This window comes from Acinetobacter sp. YH12086, from assembly GCF_013419345.1.
In the GTDB taxonomy this organism is placed as follows: domain Bacteria; phylum Pseudomonadota; class Gammaproteobacteria; order Pseudomonadales; family Moraxellaceae; genus Acinetobacter; species Acinetobacter amyesii.
The window spans coordinates 37862-63762 of record NZ_VPAF01000001.1 but is presented as its reverse complement, the minus strand read 5'-3'; the positions used below and the strand labels follow the sequence as shown (position 1 = coordinate 63762).

Below are 25901 nucleotides of genomic sequence, written 5' to 3'. Positions count from 1 at the left end.
TAACAATTAGTGAATTATTTAAGCAGTGAGATATTTAGGCAGTGAGTTATTCAGGATTGATTTGTTTCCGTTCACGCTTATTGGCGTACATTTTTAAATCAGCCATTTCGACCAATTGATCGATGGATTGGGCATCCTCTGGAAATAAAGCCATGCCAATACTGGCACCAATTTTCAAACTCATTTGCTCAAATGCAAACGGTAGTCCGCAACTTTCTGCGATTCGATTCATCGCCGTTTGCGCACGCTCTAAGTTGGCAATATTGGTTAAAATCACAGCAAATTCATCACCACCCAAGCGTGCAACCAAGTCATCTTGACGTGTTTCACGCAAAATGCGCTGTGCAATTTCTTTCAGTGCAGCATCCCCAATGCGATGTCCAAACTGATCATTAATCGGCTTCAGACCATCCATATCAATCATCAAGATACCCAGTACTTTTTTCTGCGCACGTGCTTTTTCTATCCCTTGGCGTAAAAAGTCGACAAACAAAGCCCGATTGGCTAAGCCTGTTAAGCTATCTTGAGTCGCCAATTTATATAACTCTGTCGCACCGAAACGTGTCGCATGGTACATCGCCGCAGCGATCAACTCAGACATCAAACTCAATATATGTAAATCAGCTTCCTGAAAGGCATCGACTTGATCAGAGTAAATCTTTAAAACACCGACACCTTCATCACAGTGAATCAATGGCACTACTGCCATCGAACGCAATCCAACACGTTGACATGCCACGCGATCTACCCGTGCATCTTTTTCCGAATCTTGGCAATACAGTGTTTGTTTTTGTGCAATACATAGACCTGATAAGCTGTTTTCAATATGTAGTCTTAAACCTAGTAAATGGCTCGCCCCACCAGACACTGCACGATAGACCATATCACCATCTTCAGCCAACTCTACAACTGCACCTTTAGCATGTGTAATCTGCTGCGCCTGTTCTGCGACCACGGTCATCACTGCATTTAGATCTAAACCCAGTTTGGCAATAGCTGTCTGCGTTTGAATCACAGACATGAGTTGAGTTGGTGAGGGTTCTATAGTATTCGGCATGATTGAGTTCAAACAGTGTTCAGTATGAGATACAGCTCAATTCTAAAAATTATTCATCCACTTGTATAGCAATCTTAAAGTGATTTCTGTTCATTCAAGCACTTTAGATACAACTCTTTCAAATACTGCTCTTAAAAAAAAGCACTCAAGGAAAAAACAGAGCAAGCAGAATCATCGATAAATATTTCGAAGGTTAGGGAAAGTGATGATGTATGGATGACCCACGTATTTTACGACTCTCCCCTCAATATTATTTCAAGGCGTAAATTTCACTCTGCATCCATTCTCCGCCTTCCAATTGCACATCGACAGCCACACGTTGATATTCAGCCCCTTCAAATTCATCTAAAGCCGCCCAATGTGCGGCTAAGTTTTCAGAGATAAAAACATAGCCTTCAATGGCTTGACCTGCCTTCGATAAACGAATACCCGGACTGCCCATCGCCGCACCCCAGCCTTTATGTTCTAATTCACCCCAAACTACACCTTTCTTCCACTCGCCACCAATACGCTCCATCACGTGTGCATTGGGCTGACCTAGACGTCATGTCCCGTATACAAAAAGACTCTGAGTCATAGCTCCTCCTTAGTTGGAATAATATTGATTGCGTTTTTGTGAGAATTTGGCCAACTGTTTTAGGAAGCCTTCAAAATAGCTTTTTTCAGCCTCTTCGGTACGATAACCGGCGTACAATGTCCGTCTTAAACCTTCAGGTGAAACACAATCTAAACGTCGAGAGGTCACCCAACCTTTTTGTTCATATTCATTTACCACCCAATCTGGTAATGCCGCAATACCACGACCACTTGCAACCAACTGAATCAGCATCTGGGTCAAATCTGTAGTACGGACGTGTTTAGGCTGAATATTGGCCGGTAAAAATAATTTTGCCATGATATCTAAACGATGTTTATCGACCGGATAGGTAATCAGCGTTTCTTCTGCTAATTCTTGAACAGTCACATTTGTCGCACGAACCAATGGATGTGTATTCGACAATACCAAACGAGACTCATATTCAAAGATTGGGAAATATTCCACACCTTTTAAATTAATCGGATCTGCCGTAATCAGAAGATCAAACTCGCCAGTTTGTAATAGTTCATGCGGATTGGCTTCAAAGCCAGAAGCAAAGTCCAAATCTACATCGGGGTATTGCTGACGGTAGACATTCAATAACGGCATCAGCCAGTCAAAGCAACTATGACATTCTGAAGAAAAAATAATTCGGCCAGTTTGACCATGCACAATACGTGTAATGTCCGATTGCGCAATTTGAACTTGCGGCAAAATGTCATCGGCAAGGCGTAGTAAACGTTGCCCCACATTCGAAAAGGTCACAGGACGTGTGCGTCGGTTTACCACCTCAACCCCATACCAATGATCGAGTTCTTTCAACTGGTGTGAAAGTGCAGAAGGCGTTAAACACAGATCATTAGATGCAGCGACCAAAGAACCGTGTTCTCTAAGTGCCAATAAGGTTTTGAGATGGCGTAATTCCAACATGAATGTTCTCAACTAGACTTGGGAGCAACTTTGCAATCGAATAGTTTTCGCAAAGCATTAATGAATTAAACTCATCTTATCATTATTTTATTAAATTTTATTCATTTTAGGTTTTATTTGGAACTTTAATCACCAATTCATCGTTTTTAAGCAGATATAAAGGATGAAAATAAACACAATGCCCACTTATTAAAAAAGCCAGATCGATCAATCTGGCTTTAAATGTATGTAATCCAAAGAATGTGTTATTCCACAAATAATAAAGCCAAACGAACTTGGTCATATCCCATGCGTGGACTGGTCAACTCCACAATTGGGCGCAGCTTAACCGTGCCGTCATCATTATAATGTGCTGGGTCTTGTCGTTTCGCCAAACGTTTATAGATTTTACGCACCTGCTCAACCACGTCTTCTCCCGGATGTGCCACCGATATATCTAAACCTTGCTCTTTTTGCAGACGAGCCAAATGGTTAATAATCGTAGCTGGTGTTAAACCACGCTCCACTGCAATATCTTGAATTTCATAACCTTCTTCAAACAATTCACGAGTTTGATCTAAAGTCGCTGTGGCAAAGCTTTGTTTCGCACCAGTTTTGGCAATTTTCTTTTCATTGCGCTCGATTTCCACTTCATTCAGTGTTCCGCCACAGTGGCGAATAAAGGCTTTATGTTGTACTGTTAAATCAGCCTCTGCAAAATTGGTTTCCGCTTCATCAGAAAGTTCCTGAAAGCGTCGATCGGCTTTAATGGCCAAACTGTCGAGTTCTAAGGCTTGTTCATTAAAACCAAGTAAACGCAAACCATCTAATGTTTTTAAACGCGACAATGCCACATAACCCTGACCTTTCTCAAAAGTATGGGTCAAGTTAATTTCAGCCGCTGCAAGGGTCATCCCTTGAGATTTATGAATGGTAATCGCCCAGGCCAAACGTAGTGGAATTTGTTGGAAACTGGCAATGGTTTTACCATCATCATTATCGACAGACCATGTTTCAGGTTCTACCACCAAGGTCGTGCCATCAGTGAGTTTTACTTTAGGCAAGATGCCATATTCATCATCTTCTTCAAAACCTATCACTTCACCGAGGCTGCCATTGATATAGCCCACGTCAAAGTTGTTTTTTACAAACATCACTTTGGCATTTTTCTTTAAGGTCAAAGTTTCCGGCGCACGCACTGAAGATTTTAAGGTTTCGATCAGTTTATCATTACCATCACATTGGGCATCAAACTGGCGAGATTCTTGCTCAATTTCATTTAGATGTTTATAGTTAATACTATCTACATCCATATTATGTGTATACAAGCGCGTAAAGGTTTCACCTATATTTTGTGAACTTGTCTGCCTTAAAGCATGCAAATGATCACCCGTAATTTGCTGAGCACGAATCGCATTTAGAATATCATTGAGATAGTCATTACCCTGACGATGTTGTTCGGTCAAATAACACACGCGAAACTTCGCTTCTACCCATGCCTCAGACATAAAGCAAAACTTGTCACGGTTTAATTCACCTTTGCGTCCCACAGGGGGTAACTGGAAGAAGTCACCTGCAACAATGACTTGAATCCCCCCAAAAGCATCTTCACTGTCTTTAAAAAATTTTAAAACTTTATTCACCAAGTTTAATTGCTTGGCATGCAACATCGAAATTTCATCGATGATTAAAACTTGGGCATTTTCCAAATGCTCTTTTAAATATTTACGTTCTTTTAAGCGCTTTAACTCATCTTCGGAAATCGCATCTTTAATCCCAATCCCTGCCCATGTATGAATTGTCATGCCATTCATATGGGTTGCAGCAATCCCTGTAGAAGCCGTAATTGCCACCGGCACTTTGCGCGCTTTCAGATAATTGATGTATTGATTTAAAGTATAAGTTTTACCTGCACCAGCCGAACCTGTTAAAAACACATTTTCGCCTGCTTTGAGCAGCTTGAGTGCAGTTTCTTGTTTCATAAGACCTATACCGTAAAAGAACGGCTATAGCCTAACGATTTTTGACTCAAAAGTTAAGCGCACAACACAGTTTCCTAAATCCGTATTTCGCCAATCTTACTTTAAGCTATTGAACCTATTTAAAAATTCTTTGGCGATATTTACTTTTTCTATTTCTGCTTGGGTATTATTTGAATACTCAAGTTGATCAAAAACCAAAATGTGGTTTTGCACATGACAGCCCAAAGTCATCGATACATGCAAAATGGGATGGTACATATGAAAAGCTACATATACTCTTGCAATGATACTGGCGCTATAACTTGATGCCAAACAATGTTTAAATTGAATAGATTCATCAATAATTCGATCGATGGTTTTTAATTCTTCAAAGACCCACTCTTGAAAATAGATTTTGTCTTCTGTTGTAAATGGCTGCCAGACTGTTGTCTCAAATTTACGCTTTAATTGAGTTAACACTTCCTGCTTTTGTTGCTTGGCATGCCAATGCACCGCCTGATGAAAGACCCCATTCCAGGTAATATTTTTAGGGACTATATGACCTGTAGAATAAGTCGCACTAACATAGTCACGCACATATGCATCAAATACAGATACTCTTAAATTGGCATGCTTTAAATAAAATAAATTTCGAAAATCCTGCAGTTGAATTTTATGTTGTCGTAAAACACTTAAAAATTGGCGATTTTCTTGGGTTTCTGGACGAATAAAATCCATCAAAGCCTGTGGTAAATGCTGCGTACAACGTAATAAATGCTGCAGATAGGCCTGCATAATACGGCTCAAAGGTAGATAGACTTTTTTTATGGCCTGATCCTCCGCGCCTAACACCTGTCGCATTAAGATCAACCACTCATCTAAATACAAAATCGATGGGCTGATCACTACACGATGGTCATCATGCTGCTGATATTTTCGCTGTAAAACAAACTGTAGATTTTTTTCATGATTAAACCAATCATGTTCATGCGCAATCGTATGGCAATTTTGAATAAATAAGCGCGCTGCAACAAATTGGAAATGTTGTAGTGTTGCAAGAATCAATGCGGGATGCATTTGCTGTGTATCGACAAAACTTAATGCCGTCACAGTCACTCGTACATTACTGTGTTGAAAATTACGACTCAGCCAATCCAATACTTCGGCTGACTGCTTGAACATCCATCGCACTGCACGATTGTTATCGAGTAAAGGGAGTTTTCCACATTTTTTTTGCCAAATTGCTGTGGCTTGCACAAAATTGCTATGGCTTAATATGTCCTGCTCTGCCCAAACATCCCGATGCATCAAACGAATAAAACCCAGCAAATTGGGACGCTCATATGCATGGTCGAGCAACAAAATAATATCTTCTATATGTTCATTTAATTCTTGTAAATTGAACCGATCTTCATAGCTCAAACTCATGATCCTGTAAATCGTTGGATCTAAAAATTGTGCTGTAGCAAAACAAATCTCGTCCAAACTATCCATCAAGAGCTGTATCGGCAATATTTCAGCTTCTGTAAGTGAATGAAGCGCAAACATCTGCTCAATCTTTTGCACCAACCAATGGGGTAGACAGATTTGGCATTCGATATACGTTTGTAATAGCGGTGTCTGATAAATCTGCTGCTCTTGCATCAGCTGATCAAATATTTGCGCTTCAACTGCTGTCATCTGTGCTAAAAACTGTTGAACACGCGCTGGCCCATTTAGATGTTGAAAAACCGACTGTAAGATCAATTGTCTAAATTGCTGTGCTTTTTCTCTGAGCAAGAGTGAATGTTGCGGCTTTAGGTCGCCAGTAAAAAAATACAATTCATGAAATAAGAAATCTTCTATTGCCTCAATACATGGCACTGTCGAATGCAATTCAACAATTTTGATGGGTCTAAACGGACTTCTAGGAAACTGATATCCAATCGATTCACGACTTTGTAGTTGTAAGGTACACAGTCCATTACACAGTTGAATGCGGTGCTGCTCTTGTTCAATTTTAAAGATATTTTGTGAATTGAGTGCTGTAGCAAGTTCCATTTGCTCTTGATACAACTGCTTTAAACTTGGAGATATTCGAATAAGTTGCCGAGCAATATGCTCTAGCTGCGGGGTCAAGCTTTTCTTTTCCATCTTCCGCCCTAACGATCGTTGATTATTTTTCAACCTTCACTATAGTCAAAGTTTAATGCTCCGACTACTGCCATTAATCAACCAAATAGCTGTACAAAAGGTCAATGCAAAGGAATTATTTTGAAAAACCGAAAGGCCAATGTTGTGACTCATTTCTCTACGATTTTGAGCTGTGACGAATAAAAATGGATGAAGTTGAAGAGTAGTCACTATTATTGATCTGTAGAATGTTGTTCTGAACGGATTTTTTTAAGCTGTTCTATCGCAGTGTAAATATCTTGTTGTAGTGCCTCTCGATAGAGCTTTAAATCTTCCACACTCTGAATATGACTCAAACTTTGACGGGGTAAAAATTGAAAATAGAATGGAATGCGCTTGGGGATAATCCGTTTGGGTAAAGACGGAATCACATCACCATGACGTAATAATTTATCGATTTTTTGTATTTTTAATAGTTGTTTAAACCAACGATGTTCAACAATCACACTGGCATCAAAACCCAGTTCAAAGACTTCATCTCCACCTAAAGCGGCAAAAGGCACGATATCATAATTAAATTCTTGCGCCAGTTTTAAAAAGCCATAACGTTGCTTCCAAATCAGTTGATAGGCTTCGCCTTTTCGCTTCAAAACCTCTCGACCACCACCGGGAAAAACTAAAATGGAATAACCTTGTTGCATCACTGTTCTGACATAGTCCTGAATGCCTTGGACTGCACCGAACTTTTTGACCATGCCACGCCAACCGGGCAAATAAAAATGGCTATGATCAGCGATACTGACCACAGCCACTTTATGTTCATTGTAAAGATAATCAATAATCAACGGTGAATCGAGTACACCGTAAATTGTATGATTCCCTACATACATTGCAGGTTTTGATGCATCAATATATTCAGCACCAAAAAAGGTCGGCGTGAAATACATGCGGGATAAAGCGCTTAAACGCTTTATCCATTTTGCATCATGTTCAACTTGCAAATGTACTGACCTTAGGCAGCATCATGTTTTTGAACAAGTACAGAACCTACTGAGTAGCCTGCACCAAATGAGCAAAGCACACCGTATTCGCCATGGTTTACTTCATTTGCTGTACGGTGCAAAGCAATAATGACACCTGCTGATGAAGTATTGGCAAATTCATCAAGAATGATTGGCACAAGGTCTGGCTGAGCATGTTCTTTACCCACAACCAGTTTCAGAATCAATTCATTCATGCTGGCATTTGCTTGGTGTAACCAGAAGCGTTTTACATCTGTTGCCGCAATTTTATTGTCATCCAATTGCTTGGTGATCATTTTCGCCACTAATGGGCACACTTCTTTAAATACTTTACGACCGTCTTGACGGAAACGATTGTTGTCGATGTCAGCATCGACTTCACTCATATTTAAGTAACCGAAGTTGTTACGAATGTTGTTTGAGAACTGAGTAAACAGGTCAATATCCAACACTTCAAAACCAGCTTTGGTTTCAGTTTCTTCAATGATCGAAGCCGTTGCAACGTCACCAAAGATGAAGTGACAGTCACGCATACGGAAATCTGTATGACCAGATGTGATCTCAACGTTCACCAATAACACGCGACGAGCGCCTGATTTGATCGCGTCATAAGCTTGTTTGATACCAAAAGTTGCAGCTGAACATGCAACGTTCATGTCATAGGCATAGCCCTGAATACCCAACGCAGTTTGAATTTCAATTGAAACGGCTGGATATGCACGTTGAATGTTAGAGCATGACAAGATCACAACATCGATGTCTTCAGCAGTCACGCCTGCATTTTCCATCGCTTGTTTAGCAGCAGCTACGCCCCATTCCGCTTGAATAGACAATTCATCATTTGAACGTTCATGCAATACTGGACGTAAACGTTTTGGATCTAAAATACCGCTTTTTTCAGCAACATAACGTGCTTTTACGCCAGATGCTTTTTCGATAAATTCTGCACTTGAACCACGGCGCGCTTCTAGCTCACCGGCTTCAATTTTTTCAGCATTATCACTGTTGTACTGTTCCACATAAGCATTTAAAGCTTCAACTAACTCTTCGTTAGTAATTACGTCTTCTGGATGATAAAGACCTGTACCCGTAATGCGGATGCCCATGTAAAACTCCTTTTAGAAATTACCTATATCTTAACTGATTCCGAGCTTATCCCATACTTTTTGCAAGCGGGATGGAGAAATTGGCATCTTGGTCTTCATTGGTTGAGAGAAAATAGAGATGCGTAACTCCTCAACCATGAAATACAATTCTTTAAGGCGAGTGTCATTTTTAAACTTAAATAATTTTTCCATCCATGGGTCAACTTGATCAATGGCAGAATTGTCCCTTTGTAGGTTATTTGGCAAGCGGTCTAAACGCAAGACTAATGCCTTCAAATATCTTGGAAATTCGAGCCACACATCGGAAGTTTTGCCATAAACAAAATCTGAAAGTTGCATCAAATCGAGCTGATCTTCAATATCATCGATGTTCTTTCCAAACACAGAATCATCTAAAACCAACAATTTCCGACGTATATCCTGCCATTGAATATAGGTTTCGGTTAAAACGGCTAATGCTTGTTGCCCATGGGTTAAGAAAGATTTCTTTACATTTAAAATCAGGTTTTGGTACTCCTGCACATTGACAGGTAGCTCATTTATTGCAAGCTGAAGTGTGGCATAAACTAACATTTGCTCTAGTTTGGCTTTGTCACCTAGCGGTGAATAAGCCAATGCCAAGGGTTTAGAAATCTGTTTTTTCAACTGACGAACTAAGTCACCCAACTGCATATGAACCAAACGAATGATCCCTTCGCGGTGTTGTTTGACTGCTTCAAATTGGTCATTGAAAGTCTGAATCACCACACCAGATTCGTCTTTGGCATCCAACTCTGCAAAGCCTTTGACTGGAACAAGCGCTTGATATTGTTTCACTACCACACCCGTGACTTTTTGTGATGCTTCGAACACAAAATTATCAGGGAAGGTTTTAAACTCACCTTTTAACTGTTTGACTGGGCTATGAGTTTCCGTACGACAGCGTGCTTTGAGTTCATCGAGGTCACGACCTTGCTCAATCACACGGCCTTTTTCATCAATGACTTTGATTAAAGGCAGCAGATATTGCTCAACGCGTTCCCAAGAAAAGTCTTTGTCTGTGATTTGCTCACCACGCAGTTGGTATGCCAAGAAACTAAAAATATGCTCGCGCAAATGCATGGCATCGACACGATCCATTAATTTACGCGCCGTATCTGGTATTGGCACCAAGTGACGGCGTTTATCCTTAGGCAGTGCTTTAAGCAAGGCTTCAATCAGGTCTTGTCGCCAACCGGGTATGCCCCATGACCAAATATTTTCATCCACTTGCGGCAAAGCTTGAACTGGAATTTTGACCGTTGCACCATCTTCATCATGACTTGGGTCAAAACGATAACTTGCAGCCAAACGCAGTTCACCATTTCGTAGATAGTCTGGAAATTGCTGGGTCGTTGGACGGTCATTCATCCAAAGCGCATCATCATCGATAAATAAATACCGTGGATTTTTTGTTTCTACAGTTGCACGCCAGTCTTCAAAACTACGACGACTTGCCACCTCTTCAGGCACTTTTGCAGCATAAAATTGGTAGATGGTTTCCTCATCCACTACTAAATCACGACGACGCAGTTTATCTTCAACACGCTCAACTTCTTCGAGTTTTAATAAATTGTGTTTTAAGAACGGCGGCGTAATACCCAAATGTCCCGTCGTCAACGCATCGCGTAGGAAAATTTCATGCGCCGCCGGATGATCCACTTTTTCATAATTAATCTGACGACGTGGCTCAATAATCAAACCAAACAAAGAAATTTGATCATAAGCATTCACCACACCAGCTTTTTTCGACCAATGCGGCTCAAAATAATGATGCTTCAATAAATCGCCTGCAGCCAATAAAATCCATTCAGGTTCAATTTTCGCCAATGTACGAAGATATACCTGAGAGGTTTCCACCATCTCAAAAGCCATGACCCAAGGTGTATTGGTTTTATGCAAAGTTGATGCAGGGAAAATGCGTGCCTTTTGCTGACGCACTGCCATGAATACATTGCGTTCATCGGTTTTGTTGGCAATAAATGAAAGTAAACCCGTTAATAACGCACGGTGCAGATTTTCGTAATTGGCCTTCTTTTCATTAAAAGAGAGTTTCAAGCCCTGAGCTAAATCCACCAATTGCTCATGGGTTTTTTTCCACTCACGAAGACGTAACCAACTGAGGAAATGATTGCGTGCAAATGTACGACGCTTATTTTCACTCATGTCACGGTTAGCAACCAAAGCTTCCCATAACTTGATATAAAACAAGAAATCTGAGTCAGCTTCACGGAACAAAGCATGTTTCTGATCGGCCTGCATTTGTTTATCCGCAGGACGTTCACGTGGATCTTGTACCGCTAAAGCAGCGACAATAATCAAGACTTCATTTAATACACCAAAATGCGCTCCACCCAAAATCATCCTTGCAAGACGTGGGTCGATCGGCATTTTCGCCATTTGCTGACCAATTTTGGTTAAAGCACCATTTTTATTATTCGCATGTTTTGTGCCTTGTTTTGCTTGGTTTTCCGAAGCAACTTGCGGTGCATACGCCGATTTTTCTTTTAAAGCACCTAATTCAATTAACAGCTTACGACCATCATTCACCAAACGATGATCTGGCGGCTCAATAAAATCGAAGTCTTCTAATTCACCAAAACCCAAACTTTGCATTTGCAAAATAACCGAGGCCAAGTTGGTTCGTTTAATCTCCGGTTCGGTAAATTCAGGACGACTCATAAAGTCTTCTTCTGAATACAGTCGAATACACACACCCGGTGCAATCCGACCACAACGACCTTTACGCTGATTTGCTGCTGCTTGTGATACTGCTTCAATCGGTAAGCGCTGTACACGTGAGCGATAGTTATAACGGGATATCCGTGCAAAGCCACTATCAATTACGTAGCGAATATTCGGTACAGTTAAAGCCGTTTCTGCCACGTTGGTGGCAATAATAATACGTCGCCCACCACCCGATGGATTAAAGATCTTTTGTTGTTCTGCCAAAGCCAATCGTGCATATAAAGGTAAAACTTCGGTATGTCTTGGCCCAAACTTTTGCAGTGTTTCCTGTAACTCACGTATTTCTTGTTCAGTGCTGGCAAAAATCAAAATGTCGGCATGTTCAGGATGACCTTTTTCCTGCGCATCTTGAAAACATTCTTCTACGGCTGAAACCACAGCACGGGGTAAATTTTCTTCAAAATCATCAAATTCATCATCATCACTGCCAACAATGCTCAGCTCTGAAATCGGACGATAACGGAGTTCTACCGGAAAGCTTCGACCTTCGACTTCAAAAATAGGTGCCCCATTAAAGTAATTCGAGAATCGATTTACGTCTAAAGTTGCTGAAGTAATAATGACTTTGAGATCTTTACGACGAGGCAAGAGCTGTTTGAGATAGCCCATGATGAAGTCGATATTCAGCGAACGTTCATGCGCTTCATCGATAATAATCGTGTCATATTTATTTAAGAATCGGTCATTAGCCAGTTCAGCCAATAAAATACCATCGGTCATTAACCGAACGATGGAATCTTGTGAACCTTGTTCATTGAAACGAACTTTAAAGGAGATCGACTCCCCCAGCTTTTCGCCCACTTCTTCTGCAATACGTTGCGAAACACTACGCGCTGCTAGTCGACGGGGTTGAGTATGGCCAATCAAACCCGTTAAACCACGACCTGCAAGCATGGCAATTTGAGGCAACTGTGTGGTTTTACCCGAACCCGTTTCACCTGCCACAATAATCACTTGATGCTTTTGAATCGCTTCAATTAGTTTGTCCGCATACTGCGTAACAGGTAAGTCTTGATTTAATTTAATATTGGGAATGCGGGCAATCCGTTCGCGCACTTTCGCATTCGACTTTTCAAACAAATCTTGAAATTTTTCAGGATTGGCTTCTTTGCCTTTTTTCAGCCGACTTAAGCGATGGCGATCACGAACCATGACCAATTGATCGACATTTAACTGACTTGGCACAGATGCATTATCCTAATAATTAAAAATAGAACCGAATATTTTACGCTGTATGTAAAAATAGTGAAAGATGAATCTATTTTTTGCGTGCCTGAAACCAATAGGTAAAGCCGAACAGAATAAAATGATAAAAAACTAAAATTGCGGCCAATACCCAATAATTGCCACATGCTTCAATACTGCCATGTAATGGCTGATAAAATGACACTGTATAGAATATACTCAATGGCACAATTAAAAACATCAATAAAGTGAAAGTGATGATCAAGAAATGATGAACAGATTTTGCTAAGCACAAAAAAATTGAAAATAAAATGCAAATCAACGCAATAAAAATAAATAAAAAAGGTTCATCCGATGAAGAACCATTCATTTCAGCATAATAATTAATTTGATTCGGGCTAGCACCTTGAAATGAAAGCACATTCTTGATTCATCCAGTACAGAATAATAAAGCCATATGCTGACTAGAATAGGCAACTCAAGCCAATCCATTTGAAAGCTTTATACATTAGTTTCAGTGCCATAGAAAATGTAAACGAAACTAAAAACAATAAATATGCTCTGCCCGATCACCCATGCGAACAACCAACCATTATGACAATAAACAATACTGTCATAGATAATTTTTGAAATTGAAGCAGTTTCTATCATTAAAATGATGATGAATTGAAAAATCGCATATAGCCATAATATAACCACATACCAAGCACGTCTAAATGATAGCAACAGTGGAAAAAAAAAGAAGATTCCAACGATTCCCATGGTACTCAATAGCGTAGGATCATCTGACGAAGTTCCAAATAGTTCATTAAAATAGGTCGCTTTTTGAGGTTGCAAGTATTCATAGATACATAAATTTGTACCTATATCTTCAACTTTAAGAATACATAGTGATGCAAGTGCAAGACTGAGAATGGCAATGATACGAAAAAATTGACTAAGCACTTGATCAAATCTGGAATCATTTTATGTTCATGCCATCTTATATGAACACATTCTATAATTTGAAATATTTTTTATAACTTTTTTAGAGATCACCCTTGAAATCTTATGCCACAAGCATCATGTTGGTTACAGACTTTGAAAAAGATGATTTTGTCATTTTACTTTCAACTTTATATGGCATTGATATGGCTTATATCGAATGAAATAATGATAAATAATCGTTATTGCTGAAATAGTTCTGGAGTATACTAATTCGGATTTTCCGATATTAGTTATGTAAAAATACTATTTCAGCAATAAGAAAAATTTCTGTACCCTATTGGAAATCAAAAACAAACCTCAATCATGGAGACAATGATGAGCTTAATTAATACTGAAGTTAAACCGTTTAAAGCACAAGCATTCCAAAATGGTCAATTCATCGAAGTAACAGAAGCTGATCTTAAAGGTAAATGGTCTGTTGTATTCTTCTACCCAGCTGACTTCACTTTCGTTTGCCCAACTGAACTTGGTGACCTTGCTGACAACTATGCAGAATTCCAAAAACTAGGTGTTGAAATCTACTCAGTTTCTACTGACACTCATTTCACTCACAAAGCTTGGCACGATTCTTCAGAAGAAATCAAAAAAATCCAATACGTAATGGTTGGTGATGCGAACTGGACTCTTGCTAAAAACTTTGACGTATTAATCGAAGCTGACGGTCTTGCTGATCGTGGTACTTTCGTTATCGATCCAGAAGGTAAAATCCAAATCGTTGAAATCAACGCTGGTGGTATCGGTCGTGATGCTCAAGAACTTCTTCGTAAAGTTAAAGCAGCTCAATACGTGCACGCTCACCCAGGCGAAGTTTGCCCAGCTAAATGGAAAGAAGGCGACGCAACTCTTGCTCCTTCAATCGACCTAGTTGGTAAAATCTAATCTGTATTAGATTGAACTGATTCAAAAACCACGCTTTTAGCGTGGTTTTTTATGCCTATTATCTGCGAGTATATACCTCTATACACCCTACGCAGTTCACACTTTATTCATACAACTTTAACGTACTAGCACTTTCTACATATCTGTAGATATTCATCAAGTTAGAGCTTACACAAATATAATAAAAATGCGCCGCAAACCCGATTGTCTAGGCTTACATCTTTGCCAGTATTTCAGTATTTTTAACATGAATTTTAGGTCAATTGCTTATTTCAGGAAGATGTAAGCCCATGAAAAAATATTTCGTCTCAATCAGTTTAATTTTATGTTCGTTTACAACTTTTGCTGCCATGAACTGCGAAGGTGAAATTAAAAACCAAAGTATTCGTGAAGATATTAAAGTCAAAAAAAATTGTCAGCTTGAAGGTTTAATTGTTCATGGCAATGTTATTTTAGAAAATGGTGCAAGTGTTGAACTGCATGACAACCACATCAAAGGCAATATTGAATCGAATAAAAATTTTACCAAGATCATTGCCAATCATAACAATATCAGTGGCAATGTCGATTTTACAACTGGGAAAAACATCCAACTCCTCAATAACCAAATTTCAGGCGACCTCAAATTAAAGAAAAATAATGGCAATATTGTGCTAAATAATAATGAAATCGCAGGTAATTTGATTTGTCTTGAAAATGCTTTTTCAATTAATGGCAGCAACAACCAAGTCAAAGGCAATAAATCAGAACAATGCCGTAGTTTTTAACTCCCCCGACATCAAAAAGTGAGAATGACGCTTATGGCATTTCTCTGAACTGGCATTATTTTTATCAAATTAGTTGATAACGAAATGAAAAAAATATGAGATAAAACATTATTTTTTAACAATTCTGCAATACTCCACGCCCCGAATTTATCTTAATTTCAAAAGAGATAAACCTTTAACTGCAGTATGACTATAACAACGCAATAAGGGGGTGGCTTATGACAACAACTGTGGTAACTTCTTGGAAATACAGTTCTTCTTCACGTTACTTAAAAATATTTTATGCGAATGGCTCTGGGGACCTATTTTATCCAGTTTCACCTTTTATTTATGATAATTTACTTCGATGTAGTGATAAAACGGCATTTGTCCACAAATATTTAGAATATGATCTACATTTTTCACGCGTAAGCTTACAGGGTTAAACCGCTACGAGCTTGGCGCTATAGCAACAGTATTTTTATTAATTAAAAAATATTTTCAATCAAATCAGGGCTGAATGCCCTGATTTTTAGTTGCGCCAAGTCACCATAAAGAGCCCTGCGCCCACATTTAATGTCGTACTGATAAAACGGTCATCCGCTTCAACACGTTGGATAAATTCAGCGACCTCATTGGTATGTGATAGCACATTATCCACGATTAACACGCCACTTTGAGCTTGTATCAATTCAGCTAAATATGGCCAATATGCGATATACGCATCACGTTCTGCATCCAATAAAATGAAATCATAACGCTGATTTGACTGCTGTAAAAAATGCAGTGCATCGCCATGATGGAACTGGATATATTCGGATAAAGCTAAATTTTCCGCATGTTGTTTAGCTTGTTCGATACGCGCTGCATCAATTTCAATGGTTTCGACCCGCCCTTGTGTAGACTGCGCAGCATCTGCTAACCACAGCGTGGAATAGCCTGTAGATGTTCCAATTTCCAATATCTGTTTGGCTTGTTTTAAGCGAATTTGCATAGCCAAAAACAGTGCAGACTCAGGCTCAATATTTCGGTAACGCGCAAGTCGGTGATTTTGCGCAGCATCGTGAGCACTAAAGTCTGCATAGAGTTGTTGCATATAGTTTTTAAAATTTGCATCCATGGTCATGATTCTGTCCTTTTGTTATTTCTTTCATATTTATAAATTGAAGTACTAAATATCTACTTAGTGGGTTTCTTGGATCAGCTTAAAACGTGGAATTACTTCACCATCAATTTCAATGGTTTCCATAAACATCTCTAAGGGTCTGACCCACATGGAATAGTCGTCATACAAGCACTGATAGACCACAACTTTTTCACGCGTTTCACTATGTGTTGCAACATGAAAGACTTGATACAACTGACCTTTATAATGCTGATAAATCCCTTTCTTAACCTGCATGTCATTTCCTTAAAAAGTTCTCAATACAATTGTGTTGACTCTAGCATTCTCTCGCTTAAAGCGCGATGAATTCGTTTATTTTTCCACTATTTAACTTGTATTTTTCGATAGTGGCCCAATATTGACTGCATTCACATCGGTATATTCTTATGATTTAGAAAGAAATTTAATCTCTTGATTTGTAAAACCGATTAATTTTATAAAAACAAACCGTTTCACCTATTTAATGGTTTGTTCTATCATTCTCTCATCAAATAAATTTACTCCTCTGGAGACGTTAGCAATGTTAGATCAAAATACTTCTGCTCAATTAAAAACCTTACTTGAACGCCTTGAAGGCCCGATTGAAATCGTCGCGACTTTAAACGGCACTGACAAATCAGACAAAATTAAAGAATTGGTAACTGAAGTTGCTGCTTTATCTGATTTAGTGACAGCACGTTTTGACGGTAACAACAGCCGTGCGCCAAGCTTTGGTATTGCAAAAGCAGGTGAAAATCCACGTGTATTCTTCGCAGGTCTACCGATGGGCCACGAATTCACATCTTTGATTCTAGCTTTGCTACAAACTTCAGGTTATGCACCGAAAGTTTCTGACGAAGTACTGAACACTATCAAAGGTCTAGGTCTTAAAACTGACTTTGATGTGTTTGTATCTTTAAGCTGCCATAACTGTCCTGACGTGGTTCAAGCACTTAACTTGATCGCAATTTACAACCCGGGTACAACTGCAACCATGATTGATGGTGCATTCTTCCAAGACGAAGTGGAAGAACGCAAAATCATGGCTGTACCAATGGTATTCCAAGACGGCAACCACATCGGTCAAGGTCGTATGACTTTGGAAGAAATCATTGCTAAATTAGACACCAACTCTGCTGCAAAAGATGCTGAAAAGCTAAATGCCAAAGAAGCATTTGATGTCCTTGTGATTGGTGGTGGCCCTGCAGGTAATACTTCTGCAATCTATGCAGCACGTAAAGGTATCAAAACCGGTATCGTAGCTGAACGCATGGGCGGTCAGGTCATGGATACCATGGACATCGAAAACTTCACGTCGATTCAAAAGACTCAAGGTCCTAAGTTTGCTGCTGAAATGGAAGCACATGTACGTGAGTACGGTGTGGACATCATGAACTTGCAACGTGTATCTGACATCAAAGGTGCAGATGAAACAGCCAATGGCTTGGTTGAAGTGACTTTAGAGAATGGTGCAAAACTTGAATCTAAAACAGTGATTCTTTCAACAGGTGCACGTTGGAGAGAAATGAACGTTCCAGGTGAGCAAGAATACCGTACACGTGGTGTTGCATACTGCCCACACTGTGACGGTCCATTGTTTAAAGGTAAACGTGTTGCAGTCATCGGTGGTGGTAACTCAGGTGTCGAAGCGGCGATTGACCTTGCAGGTATTGTGGAACATGTAACGCTTGTTGAGTTTGATACTAAACTTCGTGCTGACCAAGTCCTTCAAGACAAGTTAAACAGCTTACCGAATACCACTGTGATCATGAATGCATTGTCTACAGAAGTGGTCGGTGATGGTTCACAAGTGACTGCATTGAACTACAAAGACCGTGCAACTGATGAAATCAAAACGATTGAATTGGCTGGTATCTTTGTACAAATCGGTTTGTTACCAAACACTGATTTCTTAAAAGAAACAGCAGTTGAACTTTCAAACCGTGGTGAGATCGTAATTAACGAGCGTAACGAAACCAATGTAAAAGGTGTATTTGCTGCAGGTGACTGTACAACAGTACCGTACAAACAAATCATCATTGCGACAGGTGAAGGCGCGAAAGCATCATTGTCTGCTTTTGATTACATCATCCGTTCGGGTCAATAATACAATTTAGACAGAACAGCAAAAGCCAGTTTTCGAACTGGCTTTTTTTATGTGTGAAAATTCACCTCTTGTTTCATTTATAAATTATTAATAAAACAAATATTTAACTCTCTGACGCTTTTCACTTACACAATAATGAGCAAAACAAACCGTTTAAAACTTGTACAGCAGCTTATTTGCACATTAAGATAAAACAATCATCACGGATTGATGGTTGACAATAACAACAAGAATGTTGGTCAAATTCGACTAAATGGAGAAAAGCAATGCACTATCAATATCACTGTGCTTGTTGCAATAAAGTATTGGCTTCAAGCGATAAAGAATGTTCCGAATGTGGCTCGCATAATATCCGTAGCCCATATGGCTTTTGGATATTTTGCATACTCAGTTGTTTGGCTGTTGCCATTCTATTTAAGAGTGTCCAAGTGTATTTGCAACAGCACGATACTGAAGCGACAACCCAACTCAACATCTTTGAAGTACTCAAGCAAGAGGGTAAAAATTAAGCTTTTTTTACAACAGCCAAATACAGCCCTATGAACAAGCTGGCAATGTGTAAAATTTTAGCTAAGCTGAATTTAAGCACCGTTATCGGGTCGCGTTAAAGTCATTCAAAGAGATAAGTTAAAATGATGAAAGCCTGAATGATTTCAGGCTTTTTTATGCGCTTGCGCTGCCCTGCTCACTTATCTTCACGAGGAAAATTCTTTAAACTATGGCAATAGCAATGAGGTTCTAGACGATGGTGCAGTTAATCAAAAAAGGCGGTTTGCGTGAACGCGCCAATCGTAGCCGATCATACAAAGGCTCTGAAAATACCGAAACCACCCTCAAACCGAACCGTTATCGTGATCATGCTGAAACTACCGATGTTGCACAAGATCCATCAAATACAGCACCATCTAAAGACCAAGATCAAACCAATCCAGAGCAATAGAACTTGGACATAAAAAAAGCCAAGTTTTAATACTTGGCTTTCGCTTTGCTGACAGCAATATGTTTGCAGCTATTGAAGATTGAACATTCTAATTGCGTCGAACCACAGCCAAATCGCAAAAATTAAAAATAACGCCCCTGAAACCACATCAATATAACTACCCGAACGTTGGTAGAGTACTTTAATTTTAGGCAAAGACATAATCATCATAAACAGACTAAACACAATAAAAGTTTGAATCGGAATGATGACAGCAAGCTGTGCTTTTAGGTTACTACTGGCTGATGAACTCAACGCCAGTGAGAACACACTACTAAAATAGATCAGTGTTTTCGGATTGGCTAAATTCGTAAATAAACCTAATAAGAAATAATTTTCAGTATTCTGCTGACTTAAAGCCTGCCCATCTTCTAAATTGGCTGTTTGATTTAAACTTTTTAGCCCGCCACTAAACATCGCCCAACCCATTTTCGCCAAGAAAAATCCACCAACAGCCATTAAAACTTGTTGTATCCATGGAAATTGCTCAACCAGAACCGTAAAGCCCAATAAGGTTAAAACGACCCACACCACAATCCCGACAGAGATCCCCGCAATAATTTTTAAGGTATTTGCACGCGTTGTTGATGCTGCACTTTTAGCAATTAATAATACATCTGGACCGGGACTCAACTGCGCAACAAAATGAAGCGCACAGATGGTGAATAACAGTGACATGCAAGCTGATTCATTTGAATTAAAACGTGAAGATTATATCGCTTGTTCAATTTTTTTGTTGGCAACACAAGGTTTATTTTTAGGCCGTATCAAAATTTACGCAAAAAAAAGCCGAATACACATTCGGCCTTTCATACTGAGTTAATTATTTTTTATTGACATCTTTCAGTTCAATTTGTTTCGCATCTGGCGTCACTTCACGAGCTTCACCATCAATAACGGATGAATCACGACCTGATTGCTGATTTTGCATATCTTGCATTTGACGCATCATATCTGCAAATGGGTTCTGACCTTGAGCACCGCCCATGCCTCCCATATCGCCCATCATGCCACCCATCATTTTTTCCATCATGGCTTGCTGACGCTTCATCATTGTTTTCATCATGACTGCTTTCATGGCATTTTGTACAGGTGGAATCAAAATAAGTAATGCCATAATATCTGAGATTAGACCCGGTAACAGCAATAAGAAACCAGCCAAAATTTTTGGTAAATTTCCAGTTAAAGCTGGATCATTACTCATTTGACCTGCTTGCATTTGCTGCATTTGAGGCATCAGATCTGATGAATATTTACGGATAATATTCATCCCTATAAAGAAGGCCGCCACGAACCAGAAAAAGACATACCACATGCTGCCGACGAGGTCGCCCACACCGATCCAGACAAACACTTCCAGGATCAAGCCTGCTAAAATCAGAAGAAATAATTTCATGAAAATTAAACAAATCTAAGTAAATTAATTTAAGGTGTTGCGTTCAACTGCTCAATCACTATCAAGCTTTTTTGACACGCTTATGTAACAATATGGGCATATTTTTATTTTTAAAGGGCAAATAGGGCAAACATGTCATTAATTATCGGTATTGACCCTGGGTCGCGCTTAACTGGTTACGGCATCATCGAAAAGGATGGTTCTAAACTACGTTTTGTCGATGCTGGCACCATTCGTACCGAAACGACAGAAATGCCTGAACGCTTAAAACGTATCTTTGCTGGTATTGATCGCATCGTAAAGTTTCACGGGCCTACTGAAGCTGCTGTTGAACAAGTCTTTATGGCTCAAAACCCTGACTCAGCCCTAAAACTAGGTCAAGCACGTGGCGCTGCTATTGCTGCTTTAACCAATTTAGATTTACAAGTCGCTGAATATACTGCGCGGCAAATCAAACAATCTGTAGTCGGCTATGGTGCTGCAGATAAAGAACAAGTGCAAATGATGGTTATGCGCATTCTGAACCTAAGCATCAAACCCCAGCAGGATGCAGCCGATGCTTTGGCTGCCGCAATTTGTCATGCGCATGCGTCTGGTAGTATGAGTAAAATGGCTGTACTGAATGCCTTAGGTGGTATGGCTCGTGGCCGAAGCCGTGTAAGCACTCGACGTCGATAAATAAATCGTCAATTCATATAGCTCAGTAATTCATTCTGTTTTCAAAAGCCCACTCAATCTAGTGATCAAATTTAGCGAATCATTTTAAAACCGCTATAGTCTAATTCATGCATTGGAATTTCTTGCTGATCGATTTTAGTCACGTCTGCTCGTAAAGGCACCACCAGACTGTGTTTCAGTATTTTATGAATGGTGTCTTCAGTTCCAATAATCAGCGCTTCAACTTCGCCCGTCGCTAGATTTTTCACATAGCCATTTAAACCAAGTGCAAGCGCTTGCTGTTCAAACCAACGACGATAACCAACACCCTGAACTTTACCTTGAATTCCCAATTTAACCGCATGCATTTTAGTCTTCAACTCCTGAATGATTGACCACATGATAAACCGCTTGGGCCATATCCTGCGCTTGCAAACCACGCATCCCCGGCTTCGCCAATACATCACCTGCTAAAGCATGCAGGCTTACGATTTCGTGCAGATGAATTTGCTGATGGAATTGTGCTTTTAAACTCGCAATCATCCCTGCAAGCACATCTCCCATACCGCCTGTACCCATTCCTGCATTACCTGCGGTGCAAATCCAAAGGTGATCTTCAAGTATTAAGCTGCCTGCGCCTTTAAGCAGCCATTGACCTTGAAATTTTTCTTTTAAATACTGAATTGCTTGTACACGATCTGCTTCAACTTCAGCAGTAGTAATACCCAGTAATTTCGCAGCTTCACCCGGATGTGGCGTTGCATAGGTTCGTGCATTCAAATTTTTAGGTGCTTCAGCTAGAAACCATAAGGCATCTGCATCCAAAACAATTTCCAAGGTTGACTGCTGAATCAATGGAAACCATGACTGAAACTGCTGTTGTGCCCAATCGTCACGACCAAGCCCCATGCCAAAGCTAATCGCATCGACTTGATCGATCAGTTGCCGAATCGCTTCTGTAGTTAATGCATTGATATCGCGTAGCATAATATTCGGTGCGCGCGCCAAAATAGCGGTGTGATGTCGTGCATCACAAACAACCGTAACCTTACCTGCACCTGCATGGAATGCAGCCTCAGCAGCCATAATCACCGCCCCGCCCATTTCAGCATGGCCACCAACAACCAAAACATGGCCATAACTGCCTTTATGACCAAAAGCTTGACGTGCAGGTAAAGTGATTTTCTGTGGCGACAAATACGCAAGTGGCGCTAGCTCTGCATCAGTCGGTATACATGCCATCACCACAACTTCACCTGCATATTCCTTTGCTTGGCCTGTAAATAGCCCTGCTTTTAGACCCAATGCAGTAAAGGTATAATCGGCTTGAAATGCGATGGGTAAAGGCTGCCCTGTATTGGCATGTAAACCGCTTGGAATATCAATCGCAACTTTGAGTCCCGTGCATGCATTTAATCGTTGAATAATGGCTTGCCATTCGCTAGAAAGTTCACGATTGAGCCCTATACCAAATAATGCGTCGATGTAGACGTCATAATCTCGCTGAAAATCAAAATGTGTATAGATCTTGAGCTTGTGATCTATCGCTTCTTTTACAGCAGAATGTAAATCTTTCGATGCTCCAATTTCAGCAGCGTAAATATCGACTTGAAAGCCTGCTTGCTGTAGGTATTGCGCTGTAAGATAGCCATCTCCTGCGTTATTGCCCTGTCCACAACATACAGCGATATTTTTTAAATTTTGCTGCTTTAACCTTGGAATGAGTTGCTGAGCAATCGACCATGCGACCTGCTGCATCAGACCATAACTGCTATTGTGCTGAGCAAACCAACGCTGCTCCCAAGCTTGAATACTTTGGCTAAGATAAACAGGGCTATGGTAAACTTGCAGACGCATTGTTTTTCCTTGTTATGATTATGGCCGCTTCAACTCCTGCACAAAAAATTCCTGTCGATCAATATGATCCAGAAACCCTAAAAGCATGGATTAAAGCACAAGCCTTAAATTTAGGTTTTTCTGATTGTGTCATCGCAAAGCCAGATGCTCAAGAGGAACTCCCTCGTTTTAAAGAATATTTAGAACGTGGTTATCATGGCGATATGAAATTCCTAGAGGAAAACCTTGAAAAACGTGCCAATCCTGCACTTTTAGTCCCCGGCACCCGCAGTATCATTTGTGTCCGCATGGATTATTTGGTCGAAACCCCAAAACCACGTTATGTTCCTGATGAGCCAAATGCAGCCATCATTGCACGCTATGCACGAGGTCGTGACTACCACAAAGTCATGCGTGGTCGTTTAAAAACCTTGTCGAATATCATCCGTGAAAAAATCGGAGATTTTGAATCTAGACCCTTTGCCGACTCTGCACCAGTGTTTGAAAAATCCTTAGCTGAAAATGCAGGCATGGGCTGGACAGGCAAACACACCTTACTGATCCATAAAAAATCAGGCTCATTTTTTGTATTAGGTGAGCTGTTTACATCACTCGATTTGCCTTTTGATTCGCCGGCAACCAAACATTGTGGTTCATGCACAGCCTGTATTGATATCTGTCCAACTCAGGCCATCGTTGAACCCTATATGTTAGATGCACGTAAATGCATTGCCTACTTAACCATCGAATATAAAGGCATCATTCCTGAAGAATTACGCCGTGGCATTGGCAACCGTGTGTTTGGCTGTGATGACTGTCAACTTATCTGTCCATGGAATAGCTTTGCGCATAAAACTCAAATTGAGGACTTTTATCCACGTCATGGCCTCGACCAAGTGAGTTTATTAGATCTTTGGCAATGGGATGAAGCCACTTTTTTAAGCTGTACTGAAGGCAGTCCTATCCGACGAACAGGCTATCAAAGCTTTATGCGAAATATCGCGATAGGCTTAGGCAATGCACCATACAGTTCAAATATTGTTCAATCATTAAAAAATTCTCGCGAAAAACATGACGCGATTGTGCAAGTTCATATTGATTGGGCAATTGCAGAACAAAACTCAAAAATGCTTTAAGGGTTTTTATTCTCTATTTTCCAGATCCTTACAAAGTTTGCATTTAAGCTAAAACTTAGTGACGTAATCCAAGAAAATCAATTTTTTTGCTCAAAATAAACATTGCAGCGATTGTGCTGTCATTTAGCATAACTTTGCAAGCATCTTAAATATCAAAAGTTCTTTGAAAAAGTCATTTCAATGCATTTTAGCTATATTGCAATGTTACAAAATAGTCTTGGAAGTCTGCAAATTTTACGTATGATGATCTGCATTAGGCAGAAAATATGGATCATTTATGAGCTACCGAAATGACTGGACACATCCAGAAATAAAAGAGTTGTATCAACAACCATTGATGGATTTATTATTCCAAGCACAGACCATTCACCGTGAATATTTCCAAGCCAATCATATTCAAGTCAGCACCTTACTTTCGATTAAAACTGGTAAGTGCCCTGAAGACTGTAAATATTGCTCTCAGTCTGCACATTATGACTCTGGATTAGAAGCTGAAAAACGTCTGGCTGTGGAAAAAGTCATCAATGAAGCGAAAGCTGCGCTTGCCTCAGGTTCTTCGCGTTTTTGTATGGGCGCTGCATGGCGCAATCCACATGAACGGGACATGCCCTATGTGCTAGAAATGGTGCGTGAAGTCAAAGCGCTGGGACTTGAAACCTGTATGACCCTTGGCATGCTGAATCAGTCTCAAGCAGAGCGCTTACATGAGGCAGGCTTAGATTATTACAACCATAACCTCGATACCTCTCGTGAGTATTATCCCAATGTCATTAGCACGCGTAGCTATGATGACCGTTTAACGACGCTAGACTATGTTCGCCAATCTGGAATGAAAATCTGTAGCGGCGGAATTGTGGGCTTAGGTGAAAGCCGTGATGACCGTATCGCCTTTTTGATGGAGTTGGCAACGCTGCCGATTCATCCTGAATCCGTGCCGATCAATCTCCTTGTCCCTATTCAAGGTACCCCACTTGCTGATGTAGAAAAACTCGAAGTCATCGAATGGATTCGCACCATTGCAGTCGCACGGATCATTATGCCAAAAAGCTATATTCGACTCTCTGCAGGTCGTGAATCCCTGAGTGATTCAGAACAAGCTTTGGCATTTATGGCAGGTGCAAATTCACTCTTTTCTGGTGAAAAACTACTGACCACGCCAAATGCAGGCGAAGGCAAAGATCAGCTTTTATTTAGCAAACTCGGTTTAGTGGCTGAACAGCCCAAACCAAATGCTGCACAGCTTTCAACTGATGCCATGCAAATGGCTTAAAATAAGCCCCGAAGTTCGGGGCTTAGTTCAATTGAATGATCAGTGATAGGTATCAAAGTGCAATGCAAG

The 25901-nt window shown here is 40.1% G+C and carries 24 protein-coding genes; 9 read left to right on the top strand and 15 right to left on the bottom strand.

Annotation, left to right across the window (positions count from 1 at the left end; all coding sequences use genetic code 11):
* Positions 1 to 46 precede the first annotated feature (46 nt).
* From FTU29_RS00320 to FTU29_RS00280, 9 genes are all read right to left on the bottom strand, one after another.
* Positions 47 to 1057 (bottom strand): sensor domain-containing diguanylate cyclase, encoded by a 1011-nt coding sequence (locus tag FTU29_RS00320; protein WP_180115275.1) that lies wholly within the window; start codon positions 1055 to 1057, stop codon positions 47 to 49.
* A gap of 250 nt (positions 1058 to 1307) precedes the next feature.
* A complete protein-coding gene (locus FTU29_RS00315) occupies positions 1308 to 1574 on the bottom strand; it encodes a gamma-glutamylcyclotransferase family protein (RefSeq protein ID WP_227591810.1) in 267 nt (88 codons plus the stop codon).
* 69 nt (positions 1575 to 1643) lie between these two features.
* Positions 1644 to 2564, bottom strand: a complete 921-nt coding sequence (locus FTU29_RS00310; protein ID WP_078189020.1) for a LysR family transcriptional regulator — start codon at positions 2562 to 2564, stop codon at positions 1644 to 1646.
* 245 nt (positions 2565 to 2809) lie between these two features.
* Positions 2810 to 4525, bottom strand: a complete 1716-nt coding sequence (locus tag FTU29_RS00305) for an AAA family ATPase (protein WP_180003112.1) — start codon at positions 4523 to 4525, stop codon at positions 2810 to 2812.
* 96 nt (positions 4526 to 4621) lie between these two features.
* Complete coding sequence (locus FTU29_RS00300; RefSeq protein WP_180119747.1) at positions 4622 to 6637, bottom strand: hypothetical protein; 2016 nt, start codon at positions 6635 to 6637, stop codon at positions 4622 to 4624.
* A gap of 212 nt (positions 6638 to 6849) precedes the next feature.
* A complete protein-coding gene (locus FTU29_RS00295; protein WP_180119745.1) occupies positions 6850 to 7617 on the bottom strand; it encodes a 1-acyl-sn-glycerol-3-phosphate acyltransferase in 768 nt (255 codons plus the stop codon).
* Positions 7618 to 7628: 11 nt separating this feature from the next.
* Positions 7629 to 8744: a beta-ketoacyl-ACP synthase III gene (locus FTU29_RS00290; RefSeq protein ID WP_111885081.1), complete on the bottom strand. Its 1116-nt coding sequence runs from the start codon at positions 8742 to 8744 to the stop codon at positions 7629 to 7631.
* 30 nt (positions 8745 to 8774) lie between these two features.
* The gene (gene hrpA, locus FTU29_RS00285) at positions 8775 to 12662 is read right to left on the bottom strand and encodes an ATP-dependent RNA helicase HrpA (protein ID WP_218954841.1); all 3888 of its coding nucleotides are present in this window, start codon (positions 12660 to 12662) and stop codon (positions 8775 to 8777) included.
* Between the two features lie 534 nt (positions 12663 to 13196).
* Positions 13197 to 13640 (bottom strand): hypothetical protein, encoded by a 444-nt coding sequence (locus FTU29_RS00280; protein WP_180119741.1) that lies wholly within the window; start codon positions 13638 to 13640, stop codon positions 13197 to 13199.
* A gap of 357 nt (positions 13641 to 13997) precedes the next feature.
* Here FTU29_RS00280 and ahpC point away from each other — a divergent pair, with 357 nt between their 5' ends.
* The 3 genes from ahpC (at position 13998) to FTU29_RS00265 (ending at position 15753) form a co-directional block, all read left to right on the top strand.
* Positions 13998 to 14561 (top strand): alkyl hydroperoxide reductase subunit C, encoded by a 564-nt coding sequence (gene ahpC / locus FTU29_RS00275; protein ID WP_078193727.1) that lies wholly within the window; start codon positions 13998 to 14000, stop codon positions 14559 to 14561.
* Positions 14562 to 14851: 290 nt separating this feature from the next.
* Positions 14852 to 15328 carry a hypothetical protein gene (locus FTU29_RS00270; RefSeq protein WP_180119739.1) on the top strand — a complete coding sequence of 159 codons (477 nt, stop codon included), beginning with the start codon at positions 14852 to 14854 and terminating at the stop codon, positions 15326 to 15328.
* A 218-nt stretch (positions 15329 to 15546) separates the two neighbouring features.
* Entirely contained in the window at positions 15547 to 15753 is a 207-nt protein-coding gene (locus FTU29_RS00265) for a KTSC domain-containing protein (RefSeq protein WP_078189026.1), read from the top strand.
* 86 nt (positions 15754 to 15839) lie between these two features.
* On the opposite strand, the gene FTU29_RS00260 is transcribed toward FTU29_RS00265, so the two are convergent.
* Positions 15840 to 16433 (bottom strand): O-methyltransferase, encoded by a 594-nt coding sequence (locus FTU29_RS00260; protein ID WP_180119737.1) that lies wholly within the window; start codon positions 16431 to 16433, stop codon positions 15840 to 15842.
* Positions 16434 to 16490: 57 nt separating this feature from the next.
* On the bottom strand, positions 16491 to 16709 hold the full coding sequence (locus FTU29_RS00255; protein ID WP_180119736.1) for a DUF1653 domain-containing protein: 219 nt from the start codon (positions 16707 to 16709) through the stop codon (positions 16491 to 16493).
* A 283-nt stretch (positions 16710 to 16992) separates the two neighbouring features.
* Here FTU29_RS00255 and ahpF point away from each other — a divergent pair, with 283 nt between their 5' ends.
* The 3 genes from ahpF to FTU29_RS00240 all read left to right on the top strand — a co-directional run bounded on the left by ahpF (position 16993) and on the right by FTU29_RS00240 (position 19498).
* Positions 16993 to 18558, top strand: coding sequence for an alkyl hydroperoxide reductase subunit F (ahpF, locus tag FTU29_RS00250; protein WP_180119734.1), 1566 nt, complete (start codon positions 16993 to 16995; stop codon positions 18556 to 18558).
* Between the two features lie 266 nt (positions 18559 to 18824).
* Positions 18825 to 19067 carry a hypothetical protein gene (locus tag FTU29_RS00245; protein ID WP_180119732.1) on the top strand — a complete coding sequence of 81 codons (243 nt, stop codon included), beginning with the start codon at positions 18825 to 18827 and terminating at the stop codon, positions 19065 to 19067.
* Positions 19068 to 19303: 236 nt separating this feature from the next.
* Entirely contained in the window at positions 19304 to 19498 is a 195-nt protein-coding gene (locus FTU29_RS00240) for a hypothetical protein (RefSeq protein WP_111885752.1), read from the top strand.
* Positions 19499 to 19567: 69 nt separating this feature from the next.
* On the opposite strand, the gene FTU29_RS00235 is transcribed toward FTU29_RS00240, so the two are convergent.
* Together FTU29_RS00235 and FTU29_RS00230 are read right to left on the bottom strand one after the other, a co-directional pair.
* Positions 19568 to 20215, bottom strand: coding sequence for a LysE family transporter (locus FTU29_RS00235; RefSeq protein ID WP_180119730.1), 648 nt, complete (start codon positions 20213 to 20215; stop codon positions 19568 to 19570).
* 145 nt (positions 20216 to 20360) lie between these two features.
* A complete protein-coding gene (locus FTU29_RS00230) occupies positions 20361 to 20933 on the bottom strand; it encodes an FxsA family protein (RefSeq protein WP_180119728.1) in 573 nt (190 codons plus the stop codon).
* Between the two features lie 132 nt (positions 20934 to 21065).
* On the opposite strand from FTU29_RS00230, the gene ruvC reads away from it, so the two are divergent.
* A complete protein-coding gene (gene ruvC / locus FTU29_RS00225) occupies positions 21066 to 21611 on the top strand; it encodes a crossover junction endodeoxyribonuclease RuvC (protein ID WP_078189034.1) in 546 nt (181 codons plus the stop codon).
* Positions 21612 to 21682: 71 nt separating this feature from the next.
* Here the strand turns inward: ruvC and FTU29_RS00220 are convergent, their stop codons facing one another.
* Together FTU29_RS00220 and FTU29_RS00215 are read right to left on the bottom strand one after the other, a co-directional pair.
* A complete protein-coding gene (locus FTU29_RS00220; protein ID WP_180120334.1) occupies positions 21683 to 21958 on the bottom strand; it encodes an acylphosphatase in 276 nt (91 codons plus the stop codon).
* A 1-nt stretch (position 21959) separates the two neighbouring features.
* Positions 21960 to 23447, bottom strand: a complete 1488-nt coding sequence (locus FTU29_RS00215) for an NAD(P)H-hydrate dehydratase (protein ID WP_180119726.1) — start codon at positions 23445 to 23447, stop codon at positions 21960 to 21962.
* A gap of 20 nt (positions 23448 to 23467) precedes the next feature.
* On the opposite strand from FTU29_RS00215, the gene queG reads away from it, so the two are divergent.
* Together queG and bioB are read left to right on the top strand one after the other, a co-directional pair.
* On the top strand, positions 23468 to 24562 hold the full coding sequence (gene queG, locus FTU29_RS00210; protein WP_111885754.1) for a tRNA epoxyqueuosine(34) reductase QueG: 1095 nt from the start codon (positions 23468 to 23470) through the stop codon (positions 24560 to 24562).
* 277 nt (positions 24563 to 24839) lie between these two features.
* A complete protein-coding gene (gene bioB / locus FTU29_RS00205) occupies positions 24840 to 25832 on the top strand; it encodes a biotin synthase BioB (RefSeq protein ID WP_111885747.1) in 993 nt (330 codons plus the stop codon).
* Positions 25833 to 25901 lie beyond the last annotated feature (69 nt).